This is a genomic window from Diaphorobacter sp. ED-3, from assembly GCF_027625375.1.
Lineage (GTDB): Bacteria > Pseudomonadota > Gammaproteobacteria > Burkholderiales > Burkholderiaceae_C > Diaphorobacter > Diaphorobacter nitroreducens.
On the sequence record NZ_CP115182.1, the window covers coordinates 3,766,549 to 3,783,620 of the forward strand.

The window sequence follows — 17,072 nt, forward strand, 5'->3', positions numbered from 1 at the left end:
AGGGCACCCCACGCGCACAGACAGCGCCTAGAATCCGATCACCAGCCTGGCTGGCCTGCTTCTATACACCTTACAACGATCCGACATCATGGCAACTGCAAAGAAGACCACCGCTCCGGTGAAAAAGACCGCCGCCAAAAAGGCTGCGGCACCTGCCAAGAAGGCAGCCGCCCCCGCAGCTCCTGCTGCCATCAAGCCCGTGAAGGAAGCCTTCACCAAGACCGCGCTGATCGCCCACCTCGCCACGCAGGCGGGTGTCGAGCCCAAGGCCGCCAAGGCCGTGCTCGCCGCGCTGGAGACGGCCATCCTGGCTTCCGTGCACAAGAAGGGCTCCGGCGAGTTCACGCTGCCCGGCCTGCTCAAGATCGGCCTGCAGCAAGTGCCCGCCAAGAAGAAGCGCTTCGGCAAGGACCCGTTCACCGGCGAAGAGCGCTGGTTCCCCGCCAAGCCCGCGTCGGTCAAGATCAAGACCCGCGCACTGAAGAAACTCAAGGACGCCACGCTCTGACACCGTGGCGCGGGTTTCGCAAAAAAAGCAGCCTCCGGGCTGCTTTTTTTATGCCCGAGCGGCCCAGGGCGCACGGCCGCGGCGCCTTGTATCTTTAAACCAGACCAGCGCGGTAGAGTCTGAACGCCGTTGAGGCGGCCAGACCGGCCCGTGCAGTTTGGTAGGCGCTGGGGTGATAGAGCCCGTGACTGAGTACAGAACGCATGGCCGCCGCGCTGGTCTTCGTGAAGCCCGAACGGTTACGCGCGCCTTGATTGAGCGCGCATGCACAAGCAAGGGATCTGAAGATCATGTCTGTTACCTCTGTGACGGTGGGCATCGACGTGGCCAAGGCGCACGTGGATGTCTGTGTGCTGGGTGCCAAGAGCAGCGCCCAGCGGTTTGACAACGATGCCGAAGGCCACTCGGCGCTGGCGGCTGCCCTGCAGCCCCTGGACGTGGGTCTGGTGGTGATGGAGGCCACCGGCGGCTACGAGGCCGCGTTAGCGTGTGCCCTGCAGGCCACAGGCCTGCCCGTGGCGGTCATCAACCCGCGCCAGGCGCGCGACTTCGCCAAATCCATGGGACGCCTGGCCAAGACCGACGCGGTGGATGCGCGCACGCTGGCCGAGCTGGCAGCGGTGCTGCTGCGCCGCGACGATCTGCAGCGCTTCTTGCGCCCCCTGGCCGATGAGCGCCAGCAGTGGCTCGCGGCCCTGGTCACGCGCAGGCGCCAGTTGCTGACCATGCTCCATTCGGAGCGCCAACGGCTGCAGATCACGCCCAAGAAGCTGCACGCCAGCATCGAGGCCATCGAGGCGGCGATCAAGGCGCAGCTCGATGAGATCGAAGAGCAGATGGTCACGCATGTGCGCGAGCACTTTGGGGAGCTCGACACGCTGCTGCAGTCGGCTGCGGGAGTCGGCCCGGTGGCCAGTGCCACGATGATTGCCGAGCTGCCAGAGCTGGGCCGGCTGAACCGGCGCGAGATCGCTGCATTGGTGGGCGTGGCGCCCATGGCCAATGACTCCGGCGGCAGCAAGGGCAGGCGGCGCGTACAAGGCGGGCGCTTCGAGATCCGCCGCGTGCTGTACATGGCAACGCTCACGGCCACCCGCTACAACCCGGCCATCAAGGCCTTCTACGAGCGTCTGAAGGCCGCTGGCAAGTTGCCCAAGGTCGCCCTGGTCGCTTGCATGCGCAAGTTGCTCACCACGCTCAACGCCATGGTGCGCACTGGAAAACCTTGGGACAAGTCGCTTCATTGCGCTTGACTTCGAAGACGGTTACTCAGTCCGGCAACGGCTGCAGGTACAGCTGCGCCAGGCGGCTGCGTGCAGCATCGTCCACGCCCAGTCGACGCTCCAGGTAACGCTGCACGCCGCCGTGGTCCTGGTCAACGGCTTGCAATGCGGCCTCCAGGAAGTCCTCCTGCACGCGCCAGATCACGTTCAGCACCTCCTGCGGCGCAGAGCTGACCAGCCCCGCGGGCCGACGGTACAGCGCGTTAGTCAACAGGTAGTCCTGCATGACCACCTCGCGCGACACGCCGAGCGCCAGCAGAATCAGGGCCGCGGCGAAACCGGTGCGGTCCTTGCCCGCAGTGCAGTGAAAGACCAGGGGGGAATCCTCTGCCAGCAACTGCTCGAACAAGCCCGCAAACTGCTGCGCGTTGTCGGAAACAAAGGCGCGGTAGGTGTCCTGCATCAGCCCTACCGCAACGGGTGCCGTGATCTGTTGGCCCGCTACCGCCAGTTCCTTGGCGCGCTGCACGACGGTCGGCTCGATCGGCAGCGCGTGATAGCGCACCTGCGGCAGCGCATACGACTGGGCCGCGCTCTCCACCAGCCCGCGGAAGTCCACCGAGCGGGTCAGCCCCACACCGGCCAGCACCTGCGCGTCCTGCGGTGTCAGGGCCGCCAGATGATCGGAGCGGAACAACCGGCGCCAGCGTACCGTGCGTCCATCCAGCCCCCGATAGCCTCCCAGATCACGGAAGTTGGACGCCCCCGTCAGCGAAAGCGTGCGTGAAAAGTCTTGCATCCGGTCACTGTAGTTCAAAGCCGTCACACGCTCATGACACATGGGCGTACATGCAGCCCGAAGTGTCGCCCTGCGTAGAGCTGCCCGCAGCGCGTGATCTTTGGGGCATGGGAGAGTGCCTGGCTTCTGTACCCCCGCGCCCGTGCCTGCAGGTACTGGCTCCCAAAGAAAGGACTACCGTCCCGCGAAAGAAACAAGGCCCCGAATCACGGAGAGGTCCTGTGCAGCGCTGGAGGATGAGGACACGCAACCACTGCGTCGTTCCATGCAGCGTGGCAGTGCAGAAACAAAAACGCCCAACCGAGTGGTTGGGCGTTGTATGTGGTGGCCTGGGACTGGTTCGAAAAATCGTCCGCAACCCGTGCCAACACTAGCTTTTCTCATCTCTCCTGTTCTCTGGGTACATCGTTGGGTACACCAGACCAACCAAGAGGAACTGTGGAATCGAACCACGAGTCTGGATGTGATTGTCTCACGATTCAGGCGGTCCGTGTACCCTGAAGAAGGGCATCCCAGCGGAGGGCATGCCGGGCCACCAGAGAGGGCGGCGGCGAACCCCGGCAAGCGCCCTGGCGGGCGTCCGCGCCCCCCAGAGGCGGTTGCGTGGTCCTCCCCGATGCGCTATCATCGATGCATCAGCGTATGAACGGAGCAGCGAAAGCTGTGCGTTGATCCCACCCCGTAAGGGGCCCCCACCCAAGCGTAGGGATAGCCAAGAGGTCCGATTTTTTCCAACGCCCTCCCCTGTGGAGGGCGTTTTCATTTCGGCGCCTTGATCGGCCGGCCGTTCAGCGTGTTGTGCAGGATCACGAAGAACCCGATCTTCTTGCGCGACGGCCTGTTGGTATGCAGCCTGTCGCGCACGTAGGCGCTCTGCACGAACAGGTTCAACGGGACAGCCTTCGAGCTGGACCGCGAGGCGGTGAAGTACACCTCGTAGGTGTCCTCCTGTCCAGTCGCCGCGTTGAGCAGCCTCACTGTGAAGAAGTTGCCGTGGTCCGTGTGGAAACACGGTGATGTGGGCAAGGCACGCACGATCTCGGGCAACTGCTGGGACTGTGCGTAGCGCCCGAAATCAAAGACGCGCGTCTCGCGCGAATCCGCGTACCCCAGTGGCCCCTTCGGGTCCTCAATCCCGTCCGCGCCGCGCGTGAAGCAATGCAGGCTGAAGATCACCTGGACCGGATAAACGCGCGCCGGTTTGCCGGCCTGTGCGGCCTGCTCGAACGTATGCACGAAGGGGTGCAGGTGGGACAGGTCGTAGTTCGTGCCCTCATGGACGAATGGCCTCCATGCGATCATGGTTTGACCACGGACACGAGGCCCAGTCCCTTCTTGACCGCACGCGCCTTCCGGTAAGTCTTGCCCTCGGCGCGCTTGGCGATTTCCTCCTTCGCAAGCGGCTCCGCCCCAGCAATCAGGCCAGTCAGTCGATACTCATTGGAGTTGTGGCGCCCGCCCGGCTGCGGCCGCAGGATGCGCTCGATCATTCCGTCCTTTTCCAACTTTGCCAGCCGCCGGCGCACCGTGGTCGGGTCTTTGCCGATCGTGTCGGCGATCAGCTTCTTGGACGGAAATGCGAGCTGATTGGCCTTCCACCAGTGCGCCGCGATCACCAGCACGATATTCATGTCAACCGGGTCCAGGCCCAGCGCCTGCTGACGCAGGATGATGGTGCTGGGAATGCAGGTCCAGCCGGCATCCATCAGGGGCTTGCCCCATTTCTTTTCGTTTTCTCGCACCGCGGCCTTCGGATCGGATTCCAGCTCGGGTACAGGTGCGACTGCTGCAACGCTCATGACAATCTCCAGTTCGTTCGATGGCTCTCAGCATAAGCAAGCCAAGGCCGCGATCCCGGAGATCAGGCCGTACCCCAGGGAGGCACCTGCACCTCCCACCCGCTTATCTATGTTCCGTGTGCTATCGCTTGATGTGCTTACCCTGCATCCTTCTTCGGGGGGCGCACACACCGCCCAGGTGGGAGGCGACGCCACCTTCCACTGGAGGGCATCAACACCCCCCATAGGCGAAATTCTAGATGGTGGCCAGCGCCAGAAAACAACAAGCCAGCTCACGCCGCAGGCGTCTGAGCCTTGGCCGCTGGGTTTTTGCCATTCAGCCTCGACTTGAATCCCCGGTCCCGCGCGATGAACGCCGCCAGCATGTGCGGGATCAGCGCCACCGCATCCACCGGTGCCTGGTGCATCCGTCCATGCACCTCCGCGTAAGCATCGAGCTGCGCTTTCAGCTCCGCCGACAGCGTGATCGTGAGCTTGACCGCATCGGGCCTCGGTATCGGCCCCAGGCTCAGGCGATGGCCTGCCTTGCTCATTGACTTCCTCCCCTCTGGAAAAACAGCGGCTGGTAGGGTCGCAATACGATGTCTCGGCTCACAAGCAAGCGCACCGGCAACCCCGGCCGCGCGGTCAGCGTCGGCTGGATGTTCATGTTGCGCCGGGTCATCTCCTGTCCGACCTGGTTCACGCTGTCCTGCAGGCCGTCGCGCCCGGCAATCACCACCCGGTTGCCATCCTGGCGGTTCTCGGGTGCCGCCAGCTCGGCTCCGATGCCCAGCAGCGTGGTCAGCGCTGCGCCGGCGAACACGCGGTCCCAATGCCAGTCCACACTATCCTCCAGGCCGGCATAGCCGGCCGGGTCCGTGCCCACGAGGTTGTCCAACTGGAACGAGGACATGTCCGGCAGGATGACCCGGCTCCACACCACTTGCACGCGACTCTGACCGTAGCTCACCTGACTGTTGTACTTGCCCAGGATGCGCGAGCCCTGCGGGATCAGCAGGTATTTCCCCGTGGCCGTGTCGTAGACCGGCTCGGTCACGGTGGCGATCACGTCACCCGGCAGGTCCGACTTGATGCCCGTCACCAGCGCGCCCGCGATCACCGTGCCTGCCATCACCTGGTACGGTGAGGCCGGCAGTTTGAGGCTGCCGGAATTGCGGGTCTCCGTGGAGCCGGTTTTCAGGAAAGCCTCTTTCTGGTCCTGCCGGTTCTGCACCGCTGTCGGATCTGCCTGCGCGGCCGTCGAAGCCGGACCAGCCTCCAACGGGTCGAAGCCCGCGAGGCGGGAAGCTGGCGCCGCAGCGACCTGCGCCGGTACCGCAGCCGCGCGTTGGTTGCCCGACCGGAAGAACACCGACGAAGCCGCCGCCGCATCGGCCTCCTTGCGCAACGCATCGCGCTCGGCGGCAGCCGGGTCATGACCAGGCGGCGAATAGCTGGCCACCACCGGCGACTGCGACCTCACGATGGCCGGCCCCAGATCGCCCGGCAACGGTGGCCCCAGTTCGGGCACCGAGGGCGGCAGCTTCGAGTAGTCGGACGGAAGCTGGCTCAATCCATCGGAGCGCGAGACGCGATCCACGTTGTAAAGCTCGGTGTTCTCACCGGCGCCACGCTGGCGCGGCTGCAATGACCACATGGTGGCGCCCAGCACGGCCACGGCAACGCCACCGGCCAGGACCGCCAGCATGCGCCGGTTCAGGCGCATCACCGGGCGCGGCTGGGCGCGCAGCGCCACCGCCTCGGGTGCCACCTTGCCCGCCGGCGGCGCGGCAATTCCGGAAGTGTCGTCCTGGCTCATAGTCAGTCCCTTTGCACCGAAGCCGACGCAGCGGACACACCATCGGTGCGTTCAATGCGCACCACGTCGCCCTTGTCGGCACCCAGGCGCAGTTCGGCCGCGCCGAACAGCCGGTCCACGACGTAGTACGGCGAGCGGAAACGGTAGTTCACCAACTGCCCGTCGCCCTGCGCGCCAATCACGAACAGCGGCGGCAACTCGCCCTGGGCAATGCCCGCCGGGAACTGGATGTAGACCTTCTCGCCATCGTCGAAGGCGCGCAGCGGCTTCCACGACGGATTGCTGCCGCTGACCGCGTAGCGGAAACGGATCTTCTCCAGCGACAACCCGGTATCGACCGGCGCGCTCGCCTGCGCTGCGTGCGCCTGTCGCTGCAGGGCCAGCATGCGGTCCTTGGGGTAGTCCCAGGACACCGAGGCCATCCAGACCTTCTCGGTCGAGGTCAGTTCGATCAGGTAGGTGCGCCGGTTGGTCGTGATGACCAGATTGGTCTTCAAACCCGAGCGCACCGGCTTGACCAGCACGTTGACGCGCAACGCATCGCCACTGCCGCTGGACGTGTCGCCCACGATCCAGCGCACCGTGTCGCCGGCGGCCACTGTCACAAGCTCCTCGCCGGCCTGCAGCGAGACCACCGTCACGCGGCCTGGCGCCGCATAGACCTGGTACAGCGCACCGTCGCTGTACGGCCAGACCTGGATCGCATTGACGTAGCCCTCGCGCGTGGGCGCCACGCGCGCTTCCTCGTTCGCGCGCGACACCCGTATCTTCTCGTCGGCCGATTCGGGCACAGGCCTGGTTTCCGCGATCTCCGGCAAGGGCTTCAACTGCGCTGGCAGCGCCAGCGGCTGGGGCACGGCAACCACCTCCATCGGCTTGGGTGGGTCGGGCAGCGGCTGTGCCGTAACGGCCACCGGCTCATCGAGCGAGATCACCGGCGGCGGCTTGCCCTGCGTGGCGCAGCCGACGAGGAACATGAATGCGGCCAGCGGGATCCCCGGCAGTACGGATTTGTGCAAATGTGTCTTCATGGCTTTGCTCCTTGCGAGGCGTCGAGTTCACGGCTCCACGACAGCCCGTTGACGTAGATGCCCAGGGGGTTCTTGCGCAGCCGCTCCTCGGTACGAGGCGTCTGCAGCACGATGGACAGCACAGCGGTCCAGTGCTCCAGCCCGGCGGCCGCGCCGTTGACGTAGCGCCGCTCGGCCCAGCGCACCTGGAACGATGAATCGCTCGCGCGCACGACGCTGTTGACCTGCACCGTGACGGACTCCTGCCCCACGCGCGAGAACGGGTCGGCCGCGCGGGCGTAGTCGTTGAGCGTGGCCGCCCCCCGGTCGGTCGTGTAGTCGTAGGCATCGAGCCAGCTCTGCCGCACGATGATGGGATCGATGGACAGGGAGCGCACCAGCGAGATGAAGCGCGCCAGGTGGTGCGCCGTCTGCGCGTCGCTGGGCTTGTAGGGCGTAGCGGCTTCTCCCACCGCCCGCACCTGCCCGGCTGGGTCCACCTCGATGACGTACGGTGTGACGATGGACTGCGCCGAGCGCCACAGCAGGCCGCCAGCCATCAGCAACGCGAGCGACAAGGAACCGAAGGCCATGAGCCGCCAGTTCCGTGCCTGCACCCGGGCCGAGCCGATGCGCTCGTCCCACACCTGGCCGGCAGCTTGGTACGGCGTGGCAGGCACGGGGCTGTCCGAATACCGCACCAGGGGGCGTTTGAAACGCATGGAGATTCCTTTCAAGTCAAGAACTGGAGTCGTCGCGCAGGCTGGGGCCAGTCCCGCCGCCCGCGTGGTCGCCCGAGCGCAGCACGTGCGCGGTGGTCATGGCCGCATGGGTCGCCTGCTGCTTGCGGCGCATGCGCTGCGCCCAGGCGGGTTCGGAGGCAGAAGCCGGCGAGGCCTCGACCTCGGCACTGGCTGCGGAAGCGGTGGCCGGCGCCGCCGTATCGGCCACGAAGTTGACTGCGCGGTCCTTGACCGCCTTCGCACCGGAAGCGATGCGCTGTCCCACAGCTGCGGCGCCGGCCTTCGCCACATGGGCAACGCCAGCACCGGCTGCGCGAACCGCCCCCCCGCCTGATGCGGCCGCGCCGGCCTGGTAGGCGCCCTTGGCGCCGCTGGCCAACGCGGAAGCCGAACGCGCGGCCGCTGCACCGCCGCCGATGGCCGCGCGCGCAGCTCCTGGCGCCATGCGGGCTCCCGCGGCGACGGCGGAGCCCGCCCCCGCCACGGCGGCTCCGCCGGCCACAGCGAGTCCCGCTGCCGCGATGGCTGTCCCGGCTGCGGCCCCGGCGCCGAGCTGCGGTGCGCCGGACACCAGCCCGGTCGCGATCCCCGGCCCGAAGATCCCCAGGCCCAACATGGCCAGCGCCGCGAGCATGATGACCAGCGCATGATCGATGCTGGGGTCCGCACCTGGCGCCACGGTGAACTCGCTGAAAAGCCCCGTCCCGATGCCCACGATCACCGCGAGCACCAGCACCTTGATACCGGACGAGATCACATTGCCCAGGACCTTCTCGGCCAGGAACGAGGTCTTGTTCCAGAGCGCGAAGGGCACCAGCACGAAGCCCGCGAGCGTGGTCAGCTTGAACTCGATCAGTGTCACGAAAAGCTGCACCGCGAGGACGAAGAAGCACACGATCAGCACCAGCCACGCGAGGAACAGCACGGCGATCACGTCGAGGTTGGCGAACACCTCCGGGAAGCCCGTCAGATCGCTGAGCTGCGCCATGATCGGCCGGCCCGCGTCGATGCCCACCTGCGCCAGACGTCCGGGCTGCAGCAGTTGTCCCTGCGACAGGCCTGAACCCGAGGCCGTGAGGCCCAGGCTCGCGAAGGAGTTGAAGACGATGCCCGCGAGCCGGTTGAAGTTGCCCAGGATGTAGGCGAAGGCACCCACGTAGAGCACCTTCTTGATGAGCCTGGCCATCACGTCGTCACCCTGGCCCGAGGCGTGGCCCATGGCCCAGAACAGGCCCGCCAAGGTCATGTCGATCGCCACCAAGGTGGCGGTGAGAAAGGCGACCTCCCCGCCCAGCAGGCCGAAGCCCGAGTCGATGTAGCGCGAGAAGACGTCCAGGAAGCGGTCGATGACCGAGACGTCGTTCACGGCGGTCCGTCCTTCGCCGCCGGTGGCGACGCGGGCGGCGGCGGTGGCTTCACGGGGTCGTTCGCGTACGGCGAGGGCGTCGGCCGCATGAAGCGCTGGCGCGTCGCCTCGGCCACCGCGTTGCACTGCGCATCACCCGCCTTGGCGTGATCTGCCTTACAGGCGGCGCGCAGTTCCTTCAGGCGCTCGGGATTGGCGACCAGCGATTCGACCGATTCGACGGGGTCGGGCTTGCTGCACGCAGCGAGCGTGAGGGCTACGGTAAGGGCAAGAAGTCTGTTCATGGTGTCCTCACGGGTTGCCGTAGAAATTCACCGGCTGGGGCGTGTACGGCGTGCCGCTGCCCAGGAAGCGGCGCCGCACCTCCCGGGCCCGCTCGTGCACGGCCACCTGCCGTGCCTGCTCCAGCGCGACGGCCCGGTCCTGCGTGAGCTGCAGCTGCTGCGCCTGGATCGCCTGCCGGGACTGCAAGGCGAGCAACTGGTTCGTCGCCTGCATGGCCTGCAGCGCGCCCACGGCGGACTGGCTGCGGTTCACGAGCTCCGCCAGCGCCTGCTCGTCCGCCGCGAAGTTCTGCACCGCCTGGGACTGCACCTGGGTCGCGGTGCGCAGCGCTTCCAGCGAGTTGGTCCAGCGCCTGCGCGCATCGAACACCATCTGGGCACTGGTGACGGAAGCGCTGAAGGACTCGGGATACAGCTCGCTGAACTGCACCTCCATCTGCTGCACGTTGAACGCCAGGCCCTGCGCCTGCCGGATCAGCCGGTTCGTCGCCGACAGCGCCGAGCGCAGTTGCGACAAGGCGCTGAAATCCAGCCCGGTCAGGTTCCGCGCCTGGTTCATCAGCATCTGGGCCTCGTTCTGCAGTTGCTGGATCTGGTTGTTGATCTGCTCCAGCGTGTTGGCGGCGGTGAGGATGTTCTGCGCGAGGTTCGTGGGGTCGATCACAACCCACTGCGCATGCGCGGCCGGAGCCGCCGCGAAGAGCGCGGCAGCGGTGAGGGAAAGCAAAGTCTTCTTCATGGCGTGTTCTCCTGAAGTGGTGAAGGAAACGAAGGGATGAGATCGGCGGCCCAGTCCAGGCCACGATGGCGCAGCCAGGCCGATGCGAAGCCAGGCACACCGGCTGCGGAGACCACCGCATCGATGGCCCGCTGGTCCTCTGGCGTGGATGCCCCGGCGAAGGCCAGCGCCACCGGCCCCAGGCCCAGCTCGAAAACACGATTGCCCAGCCGCGACTGGTAGTAGTAGTCGCGCTTGGGCTGAGCCGTAGCGACGATGTCGATCTGCCGGCTGTTCAGCCCGAACCCTTCGTAGATCACCCGGATCTGTGGCTCGGTCGCCTGCGAGTTGGGCAGAAAAATGCGGCTCGCACAGCTTTCGATGATCGCGGGCGCGATCGCGGAATCCTTGATGTCCGCCAGGCTCTGCGTGGCGAAGATGACCGACACGTTCTTCTTGCGCAGCGTCTTGAGCCACTGGCGGATGCGCGCCGCGAACACCGGGTCATCCAGGAACAGCCAGGCCTCGTCGAGGATCAGCAGGGTGGGCGCGCCGTCGAAGCGCTCGCCGAAGCGTGCGAACAGGTAGCCCAGCACGGCCATGACCGCGGCCTTGCTGGGCATCAGTTCCTCCATCTCGAAGCCCTGCACGTCCGCCGTGCCGAACCGGTCGGCATCGGCATCGAGCAGCCGCCCATGGGCGCCGCCCAGCACGTAGGGCGCCAGCGCCTGGCGCAGCGCGTTGCTCTGCAGCAGCACCGACAGGCCGGTCATCGTGCGCTGCTCCACCGGGGCGCTGGCCAGGCTGTTCAGCGCCGACCAGACAGCATCCTTCTCGGGCGGCCCCACGGCCACGCCCTCCTGCAGCAGCCGCCCTTCGATCCACTCGGCCGCCCAGGCGCGGTAGCCCTCCCGGTCGATGCGCGCGAGCGGCTGGAAGGCGATCGCTCCACCATCCTCCGGATCCGTGCCCAGGTCGTAGTGATCGCCGCCCAGGCCCAGCACGGTGGCGCGAATGGAACGGCCCATGTCGAAGGCCAGGATGCGCGAGCCGGGATAGCGCCGGAACTGCAGCGCCAGGGTCGCCAGCAGCACCGACTTGCCCATGCCGATGGGGCCGACCAGCAGCGTGTTGCCCACGTCCCCGATGTGCGTGACCAGCCGGAACGGCGTCGCGCCGTCGGTGCGCGTCACGATCAGCGGCGGCCCGTCGAGGTGTGCATTGCGCTCCTGCCCGGCCCACACGGCCGACAGCGGCATCAGGTGCGCGAGGTTCAGCGTCGAGATGATGGGCTGGCGCACATTGGCGTAGACGTTGCCCGGAATCGAGGACAGCCAGGCCTCCACGGCGTTCAAGGTCTCGGGGATGGTGACGAAGCCCCTCCCCTGGATCGCGCGTTCGGCCTGTCGCAGCTTCTCATCGGCGGCAGCAGCATCCCGGTCCATCACCGTCACGGTGGCGGTGACGTAGCCGAAGGCCACCTGGTCGCTGCCCAGTTCCTGCAGCGCCGCGTCGGTATCGGACGCCTTGTTGCTCGCGTCAGTATCGACCAGCGGGCTCTCCTGGTTGAAGATCGTCTCGCGCAGCAGCGCGACGATGTTCTTGCGCTTGGCGAACCACTGGCGGCGCAGGCGGCCCAGTTCCTTCTCGGCTTCTGCCTTGTCCAAACAGAGGAAGCGCGTGCTCCAGCGGTAGGCGAAGCCCAGGCGATTGAGGTCGTCGAGGATCCCTGGCCAGGTCGAGGTCGGGAAGCCGCGGATCGTCAGCACGCGCAGATGGGCATCGCCCAGCATGGGCGCGAGCCCTCCCACCAGCGGACGGTCCGCCAGCAGCGCATCGAGGTGCATCGGCACCTCGGGCACGGTCACCGGATGCCGGGCCGTCGAGATGCAGCCATGCAGATAGGTCAGCGTTTGCGCATCGTCCAGCCAGCCGATCTCAGGCATCACGCCTTCCAGCAGCCCCAGGAAGCGCTCGGACTCGGCGACGAAGGCTTCGAGACGCTCCCGCCAGTCCACGCCTTCGGTCTTGCGGTTCTCGTACAGCAGCCGGCCCGCGCGCGCCCTCGATTCCTCCGGCGGCAGGTACAGCAGCGTCAGGTGGTAGTGGCTCTCGAAATGGCTCCCGGCATCCTCGAAGCCGGCGCGCCGCTCCTCGTCCACCAGCCATGACAGCGGCTCCGGGAAGGACGATTCGGGGTAGTCCGCGGCTTCGCACCGCTCGGCTTCCACGAACAGCGCCCAGCCCGAACCCAGGCGGCGCAGCACGTTGTTCAGCCGCGCCGACGTGGCAACGAGTTCACCCCGCGTCGCGCTGTCCAGGTCCGGTCCGCGAAAGCGCGCCGTGCGCTGGAACGAGCCGTCCTTGTTCAACTCGACACCCGGTGCGACCAAGCCGGCCCAGGGCAGCCAGTCGGCCAGCAGCGCCGGGCGCTGGCGGTATTCGGTGAGGTTCAGCATAGCGGCCTCTCCTTCACACGTCCAGCAAGGGACGGTGCTTGATGTGCCGCGCGAACACGGCCATGAACTGCGCATCCATGCGCGCGCCCCAGACCGCCAGCGAATGGCCGGCGATCCAGAGCACCAGGCCCGGAATCCACAGCTGCAGCCCGAGGCCCACGGCGGCGGCCAGCGTGCCGTTGGCGATCGCCACCGTGCGCGGCGCGCCGCCGAGCAGGATGGGCTCTGTCAGCGAACGGTGAAGAGGAACCTCAAAGCCCTGCACCTCGAACCCAGGAGCGATCCCCTGCGCGCTCATGCCAGCACCGCCCCGCCCGAGAACGAGAAGAACGACAGGAAGAACGAGGACGCCGCGAAGGCGATCGACAACCCGAAGACGATCTGGATCAGCTTGCGGAACCCGCCCGAGGTATCGCCGAAGGCCAGCGCCAGCCCCGTGGCGATGATGATGATCACCGCCACGATGCGGGCCACCGGCCCCTGGATGGATTCGAGGATGGACTGCAGCGGCGCCTCCCAGGGCATGCTGGAGCCGGCCGCGTGCGCGGGCAGCGCCACGACCAGAAGCAATGCGGCCAGAGCCGCTGCTGGCAGATACGGCTTTACGGATAGACGCGGAATCGTCATGTCGGTTCTCCTGTGGTGGATGACGGTGGTGTGGAAATAGAGGGGAGCGCAGGCCCCAGAGAGGCATCGAGCTGGTAGCCCTGGCTGCCGTGGCCGATCACGCGCACGATCTCGCGCACGCGGCGCGCATGGCCGCGTCCGGCGATGAAGACGATCACGTGCACGGCTTCGGCGATCAGTGCGCGCGGCACGGTCACGCTGACCTCCTGCACGAGCTGTTCGAGACGCGTGAGCGCGCCATGGGCCGAGCCCGCATGCACGGTGGCGACGCCGCCGGGGTGGCCGGTGCCCCAGGCCTTGAGCAGGTCCAGCGCTTCGGCGCCCCGCACCTCGCCCACCACGATGCGGTCCGGCCGCAGCCGCAGCGTGGCGCGTACCAGGTCGGCCATCGTGCTGACGCCCGGTTCGGTGCGCATGGCAACAAAGTCGTCGCTGCGGCATTGCAGCTCCACCGTGTCTTCGAGGATCAGCACCCTGTCGCCGGTGACCGCGATCTCATCGAGCAGCGCGTTCGCCAGCGTGGTCTTGCCGGTGCTGGTGCCGCCGGCCACGACGATGTTCTGGCGCTCCCGCACGGCCTGTCGCAGGAAGGCCGCCTGTTCACCGGTCATGACGCCATCGGCCACGTAGTCGGCCAGCGTCATGATGCGCAGCGCCCGTTTGCGGATGGCGAAGGACGGCGCACGCACGATGGGCGGCAAGGCACCCATGAAGCGCTCGCCCGTCTCGGGCAGTTCGGCCGACAGCAGCGGCGCGCCAGAATGCACCTCGGCGCGCACGTGAGCGGCAACCAGACGGATGATGCGTTCGGCCACCGGCGGCGGGATCACGTGCCCCGTGGGCGAGCGGCCGGTGCCCAGCCGGTCTACCCAGAGCGAGCCGTCCGGGTTCAGCAGCACCTCGACCACCTCAGGATCTTCGAGCGCTTCCGCGATCTCTTGCCCCATGGCAGTGCGCAGCATGCGAATGCGGCGCTGAGCGGGTTCATCGCCAGGCAAACCGTCGATGCGTTTCATGCGATACCCTCCCCATTGCCTTCGTTTCCAACTGGCGCAGCCTCCTCCGACGGGCCCATCTCCTCATGGATCTCGCGCACCAGGCTGCGCCCACGCTGGATGTGACGCGCGAGCTGTTCGATGAACTGGGCATAGCGCGCTCGCCCCTGCGCGCGCAGGGCGTCTTGCTGGTGCTCGGGCACCGGCAGTGCCAGGGTGAGGTAATGGCGCAGGTACAGCGCCAGGGTCTCGATCAGGATGGACTGGTCGCGCTCCAGTCGGTCGAACTGGCGCGAGAGCCGGTCCAAGCGCTTGGCCATGGCCGCCTCGCGCTGGTCCATGGCATCGGGCGACAGGAACGAGGCCAGCGCTGCCGCGATCACCGACGACTTCGAAACCCCGCGGTGCGCGGCGAAGTCCTCCAGGCGCTTCGCATGCTCGGGCTCAACGAAGATATTCAGGCGAGCGCGGGTCATAGGGCGATCCCGTCGTCAGGGTCCAGGGCGGCCAGACGCGCAGTGCGCACCAAGTCGCGCTCCAACTGGCGGTCGAAATCACGCGGCAGCAGCGGCGCGCCATCGTCATCGCGCTCGTCGTCGAGCAGGATCAGGTCGCCGGCATCGGGCTCATGCATGGGTTTCTCCACCACCTCCAATTCCGGCTTGAGCTGGTGGCCGCCCTCGTCGGCAAGGCCGGCAGCGTCGCCGGCCCCTGCAGCTGACTGAACCACAAGCACGGGCAGCGTGCTCCAGTCGTCCAGGCGCACCACGGGCCGATCCGCATAGACCCCACCCGCGAGGACCGGTGCTGGCGATACTCTGGCCGTGAAGTTGCGGTCCAGGTAGTAGCGCAGCTTCTTCGCACGGATTGGAGGGTGGCCCGACACCATCACCACCGCATCGTCGGGCGGTAGTTGCATCACCTCGCCGGGCGTGAGCAGCGGGCGCGCCGTCTCCTGGCGCGACACCATCAGGTGCCCCAGCCACGGTGCGAGCCGGTGCCCCGCGTAGTTGCGTTGCGCACGCAACTCGGTCGCGGTGCCCAGCGAATCCGAGATCCGTTTGGCCGTGCGCTCGTCGTTGGTGGCAAACGCGATGCGCACGTGGCAGTTGTCGAGGATGGAGTGGTTCGGGCCATAGGCCTTGTCGATCTGGTTGAGCGATTGCGCGATCAGGAAGGCCCGCAGCCCATAGCCCGCCATGAAAGCCAAAGCCGACTCAAAGAAATCCAGGCGGCCCAGCGCAGGAAACTCGTCGAGCATCAAGAGCAGCTTGTGGCGCCGCGCGATGCCGTCCGAGCCGTCCAGCGATTCGGTCAGGCGCCGGCCCACCTGGTTGAGGATCAGCCGGATCAGAGGTTTGGTGCGGCTGATGTCCGAGGGCGGCACCACCAGGTACAGCGACACCGGATGCTCGGCCGAGATCAGGTCTGCGATGCGCCAGTCGCAGCGCGAGGTGACTTCGGCCACCGTCGGATCACGGTACAGGCCCAGGAAGCTCATGGCGGTGGACAGCACGCCCGAGCGCTCGTTATCGCTCTTGTTGAGGACCTCACGCGCGGCCGAGGCCACGACGGGGTGCACCTGATCGCTCAGATGCTGCGTGGTCATCATCCGGTGCAATGTCACCTCGAACGGGCACGCGGGATCGGACAGGAAGTTGGCGACGCCGCGCAAGGTCTTGTCTTCCACGGCGTAGAGCACGTGCAGGATGGCGCCGACCAGCAGCGCGTGCGAAGTCTTCTCCCAGTGGTTGCGCCGCTCCAGCGCGCCTTCGGGATCCACCAGGATGTCCGCAATGTTCTGCACATCACGCACCTCGTGCGCGCCGCGCCGCACTTCGAGCAGGGGGTTGTACGCTGCCGACTTCGCATCGGTCGGGTTGAACAGCAGGCAGTGCGAGAAGCGCGAGCGCCAGCCGGCCGTCACCTGCCAGTTCTCGCCCTTGATGTCATGGATCACGGCCGAGCCATGCCAGGACAGCAGCGTGGGCACAACCAAACCGACGCCCTTGCCCGAGCGCGTGGGCGCGAAGGCCATCACGTGCTCCGGGCCCTCGTGGCGCAAGTAACTGCCCTCCTTCGATGGCGCACGTCCCAGAAAGACACCTGCCGGGCCGGTCAGCCCGGCCTTGGCTATCTCCTCGTGCTCGGCCCAGCGGGCCGAGCCGTAAGTGGTAACGCGCCGGGCCATGCGCGAGCGCCATACCGCCATGCTGATGGCCACGCCCGTGGCCAGCAACCCGCTAGACGCCGCGATGACACCTCCGCGCAAGAACACTTCTGGCGCATAAGCGTCGTACCAGTACCACCATTCGAAGAGCTTCCAGGGTTCGTAGACCGGCACATCCGCCGCGAAGAACCACGGCGGCCCCAAGCGCGCCTGGTAGCCCAGCGCGTGTGCGCTCCACTGCGTGGCGGCCCACACGCCGCCCAGGGCAACAGCCGTGACAGCCGCGATCTGGCCGAACAGGATGCCCGTGTGCCCGCTGGATGCGCCGTGCTCGCCGATATAGGATCGAGATGCCATGCCCGCTGGTTCCTTCGGCGCCTGCGCGCGCCATGTGCGTGCGTGCCCACAGCACGCATCGCAGGAGTTTGGAATTGATGCGTCGCACAGGCCACCCATCTGGGCGTAGCGCAGCGCAGGCTGGCGGATGCGTCAGAGAAAACGCAGGTGGCTGGCTGGAATCCTGGGAGCAGATGACATGGTGGCCCGCGGCTTCGCAGGCTATGAAGCATC

The 17,072-nt window shown here is 66.9% G+C and carries 18 protein-coding genes; 2 read left to right on the plus strand and 16 right to left on the minus strand.

Annotated elements, in window-relative coordinates; translation table 11 throughout:
* Window positions 1-88 precede the first annotated feature (88 nt).
* Window positions 89-508, plus strand: a complete 420-nt coding sequence (locus PCQ86_RS18175; RefSeq protein ID WP_011806976.1) for an HU family DNA-binding protein — start codon at window positions 89-91, stop codon at window positions 506-508.
* A 290-nt stretch (window positions 509-798) separates the two neighbouring features.
* Window positions 799-1,761 carry an IS110 family transposase gene (locus PCQ86_RS18180; RefSeq protein ID WP_011804582.1) on the plus strand — a complete coding sequence of 321 codons (963 nt, stop codon included), beginning with the start codon at window positions 799-801 and terminating at the stop codon, window positions 1,759-1,761.
* 16 nt (window positions 1,762-1,777) lie between these two features.
* On the opposite strand, the gene PCQ86_RS18185 is transcribed toward PCQ86_RS18180, so the two are convergent.
* The 16 genes from PCQ86_RS18185 to PCQ86_RS18260 all read right to left on the minus strand — a co-directional run bounded on the left by PCQ86_RS18185 (window position 1,778) and on the right by PCQ86_RS18260 (window position 16,859).
* Entirely contained in the window at window positions 1,778-2,530 is a 753-nt protein-coding gene (locus PCQ86_RS18185; RefSeq protein ID WP_135148959.1) for a tyrosine-protein phosphatase, read from the minus strand.
* Window positions 2,531-3,289: 759 nt separating this feature from the next.
* Window positions 3,290-3,832: a hypothetical protein gene (locus PCQ86_RS18190; protein ID WP_270174394.1), complete on the minus strand. Its 543-nt coding sequence runs from the start codon at window positions 3,830-3,832 to the stop codon at window positions 3,290-3,292.
* The gene (locus tag PCQ86_RS18195; RefSeq protein ID WP_270174395.1) at window positions 3,829-4,329 is read right to left on the minus strand and encodes a helix-turn-helix domain-containing protein; all 501 of its coding nucleotides are present in this window, start codon (window positions 4,327-4,329) and stop codon (window positions 3,829-3,831) included. Before PCQ86_RS18195 ends, PCQ86_RS18190 begins: the two co-directional genes overlap by 4 nt.
* A 272-nt stretch (window positions 4,330-4,601) precedes the next feature.
* Window positions 4,602-4,862: a DUF2274 domain-containing protein gene (locus tag PCQ86_RS18200; RefSeq protein ID WP_270174396.1), complete on the minus strand. Its 261-nt coding sequence runs from the start codon at window positions 4,860-4,862 to the stop codon at window positions 4,602-4,604.
* Entirely contained in the window at window positions 4,859-6,130 is a 1,272-nt protein-coding gene (locus tag PCQ86_RS18205; RefSeq protein ID WP_270174397.1) for a TrbI/VirB10 family protein, read from the minus strand. Before PCQ86_RS18205 ends, PCQ86_RS18200 begins: the two co-directional genes overlap by 4 nt.
* Window positions 6,131-6,132: 2 nt before the next feature.
* A complete protein-coding gene (gene trbG / locus PCQ86_RS18210) occupies window positions 6,133-7,161 on the minus strand; it encodes a P-type conjugative transfer protein TrbG (protein ID WP_407655051.1) in 1,029 nt (342 codons plus the stop codon).
* Window positions 7,158-7,862 (minus strand): conjugal transfer protein TrbF, encoded by a 705-nt coding sequence (gene trbF, locus PCQ86_RS18215; protein ID WP_270174398.1) that lies wholly within the window; start codon window positions 7,860-7,862, stop codon window positions 7,158-7,160. Before trbF ends, trbG begins: the two co-directional genes overlap by 4 nt.
* A gap of 16 nt (window positions 7,863-7,878) precedes the next feature.
* On the minus strand, window positions 7,879-9,249 hold the full coding sequence (gene trbL / locus PCQ86_RS18220; RefSeq protein ID WP_270174399.1) for a P-type conjugative transfer protein TrbL: 1,371 nt from the start codon (window positions 9,247-9,249) through the stop codon (window positions 7,879-7,881).
* Window positions 9,246-9,533, minus strand: a complete 288-nt coding sequence (locus PCQ86_RS18225) for an EexN family lipoprotein (protein WP_270174400.1) — start codon at window positions 9,531-9,533, stop codon at window positions 9,246-9,248. The genes trbL and PCQ86_RS18225 overlap by 4 nt, the downstream gene beginning before the upstream one ends.
* 7 nt (window positions 9,534-9,540) lie before the next feature.
* Window positions 9,541-10,272, minus strand: coding sequence for a P-type conjugative transfer protein TrbJ (gene trbJ, locus PCQ86_RS18230; RefSeq protein WP_270174401.1), 732 nt, complete (start codon window positions 10,270-10,272; stop codon window positions 9,541-9,543).
* Window positions 10,269-12,710, minus strand: a complete 2,442-nt coding sequence (gene trbE / locus PCQ86_RS18235; RefSeq protein WP_270174402.1) for a conjugal transfer protein TrbE — start codon at window positions 12,708-12,710, stop codon at window positions 10,269-10,271. Before trbE ends, trbJ begins: the two co-directional genes overlap by 4 nt.
* A 13-nt stretch (window positions 12,711-12,723) precedes the next feature.
* Window positions 12,724-13,008: a VirB3 family type IV secretion system protein gene (locus PCQ86_RS18240; protein WP_270174403.1), complete on the minus strand. Its 285-nt coding sequence runs from the start codon at window positions 13,006-13,008 to the stop codon at window positions 12,724-12,726.
* Window positions 13,005-13,337 (minus strand): TrbC/VirB2 family protein, encoded by a 333-nt coding sequence (locus PCQ86_RS18245; protein ID WP_270174404.1) that lies wholly within the window; start codon window positions 13,335-13,337, stop codon window positions 13,005-13,007. The genes PCQ86_RS18240 and PCQ86_RS18245 overlap by 4 nt, the downstream gene beginning before the upstream one ends.
* On the minus strand, window positions 13,334-14,353 hold the full coding sequence (gene trbB, locus PCQ86_RS18250; RefSeq protein WP_270174405.1) for a P-type conjugative transfer ATPase TrbB: 1,020 nt from the start codon (window positions 14,351-14,353) through the stop codon (window positions 13,334-13,336). The genes PCQ86_RS18245 and trbB overlap by 4 nt, the downstream gene beginning before the upstream one ends.
* Window positions 14,350-14,808, minus strand: a complete 459-nt coding sequence (locus PCQ86_RS18255) for a CopG family transcriptional regulator (RefSeq protein ID WP_270174406.1) — start codon at window positions 14,806-14,808, stop codon at window positions 14,350-14,352. The genes trbB and PCQ86_RS18255 overlap by 4 nt, the downstream gene beginning before the upstream one ends.
* Window positions 14,805-16,859: a conjugal transfer protein TraG gene (locus PCQ86_RS18260; protein ID WP_270174407.1), complete on the minus strand. Its 2,055-nt coding sequence runs from the start codon at window positions 16,857-16,859 to the stop codon at window positions 14,805-14,807. The genes PCQ86_RS18255 and PCQ86_RS18260 overlap by 4 nt, the downstream gene beginning before the upstream one ends.
* Window positions 16,860-17,072: the final 213 nt, after the last annotated feature.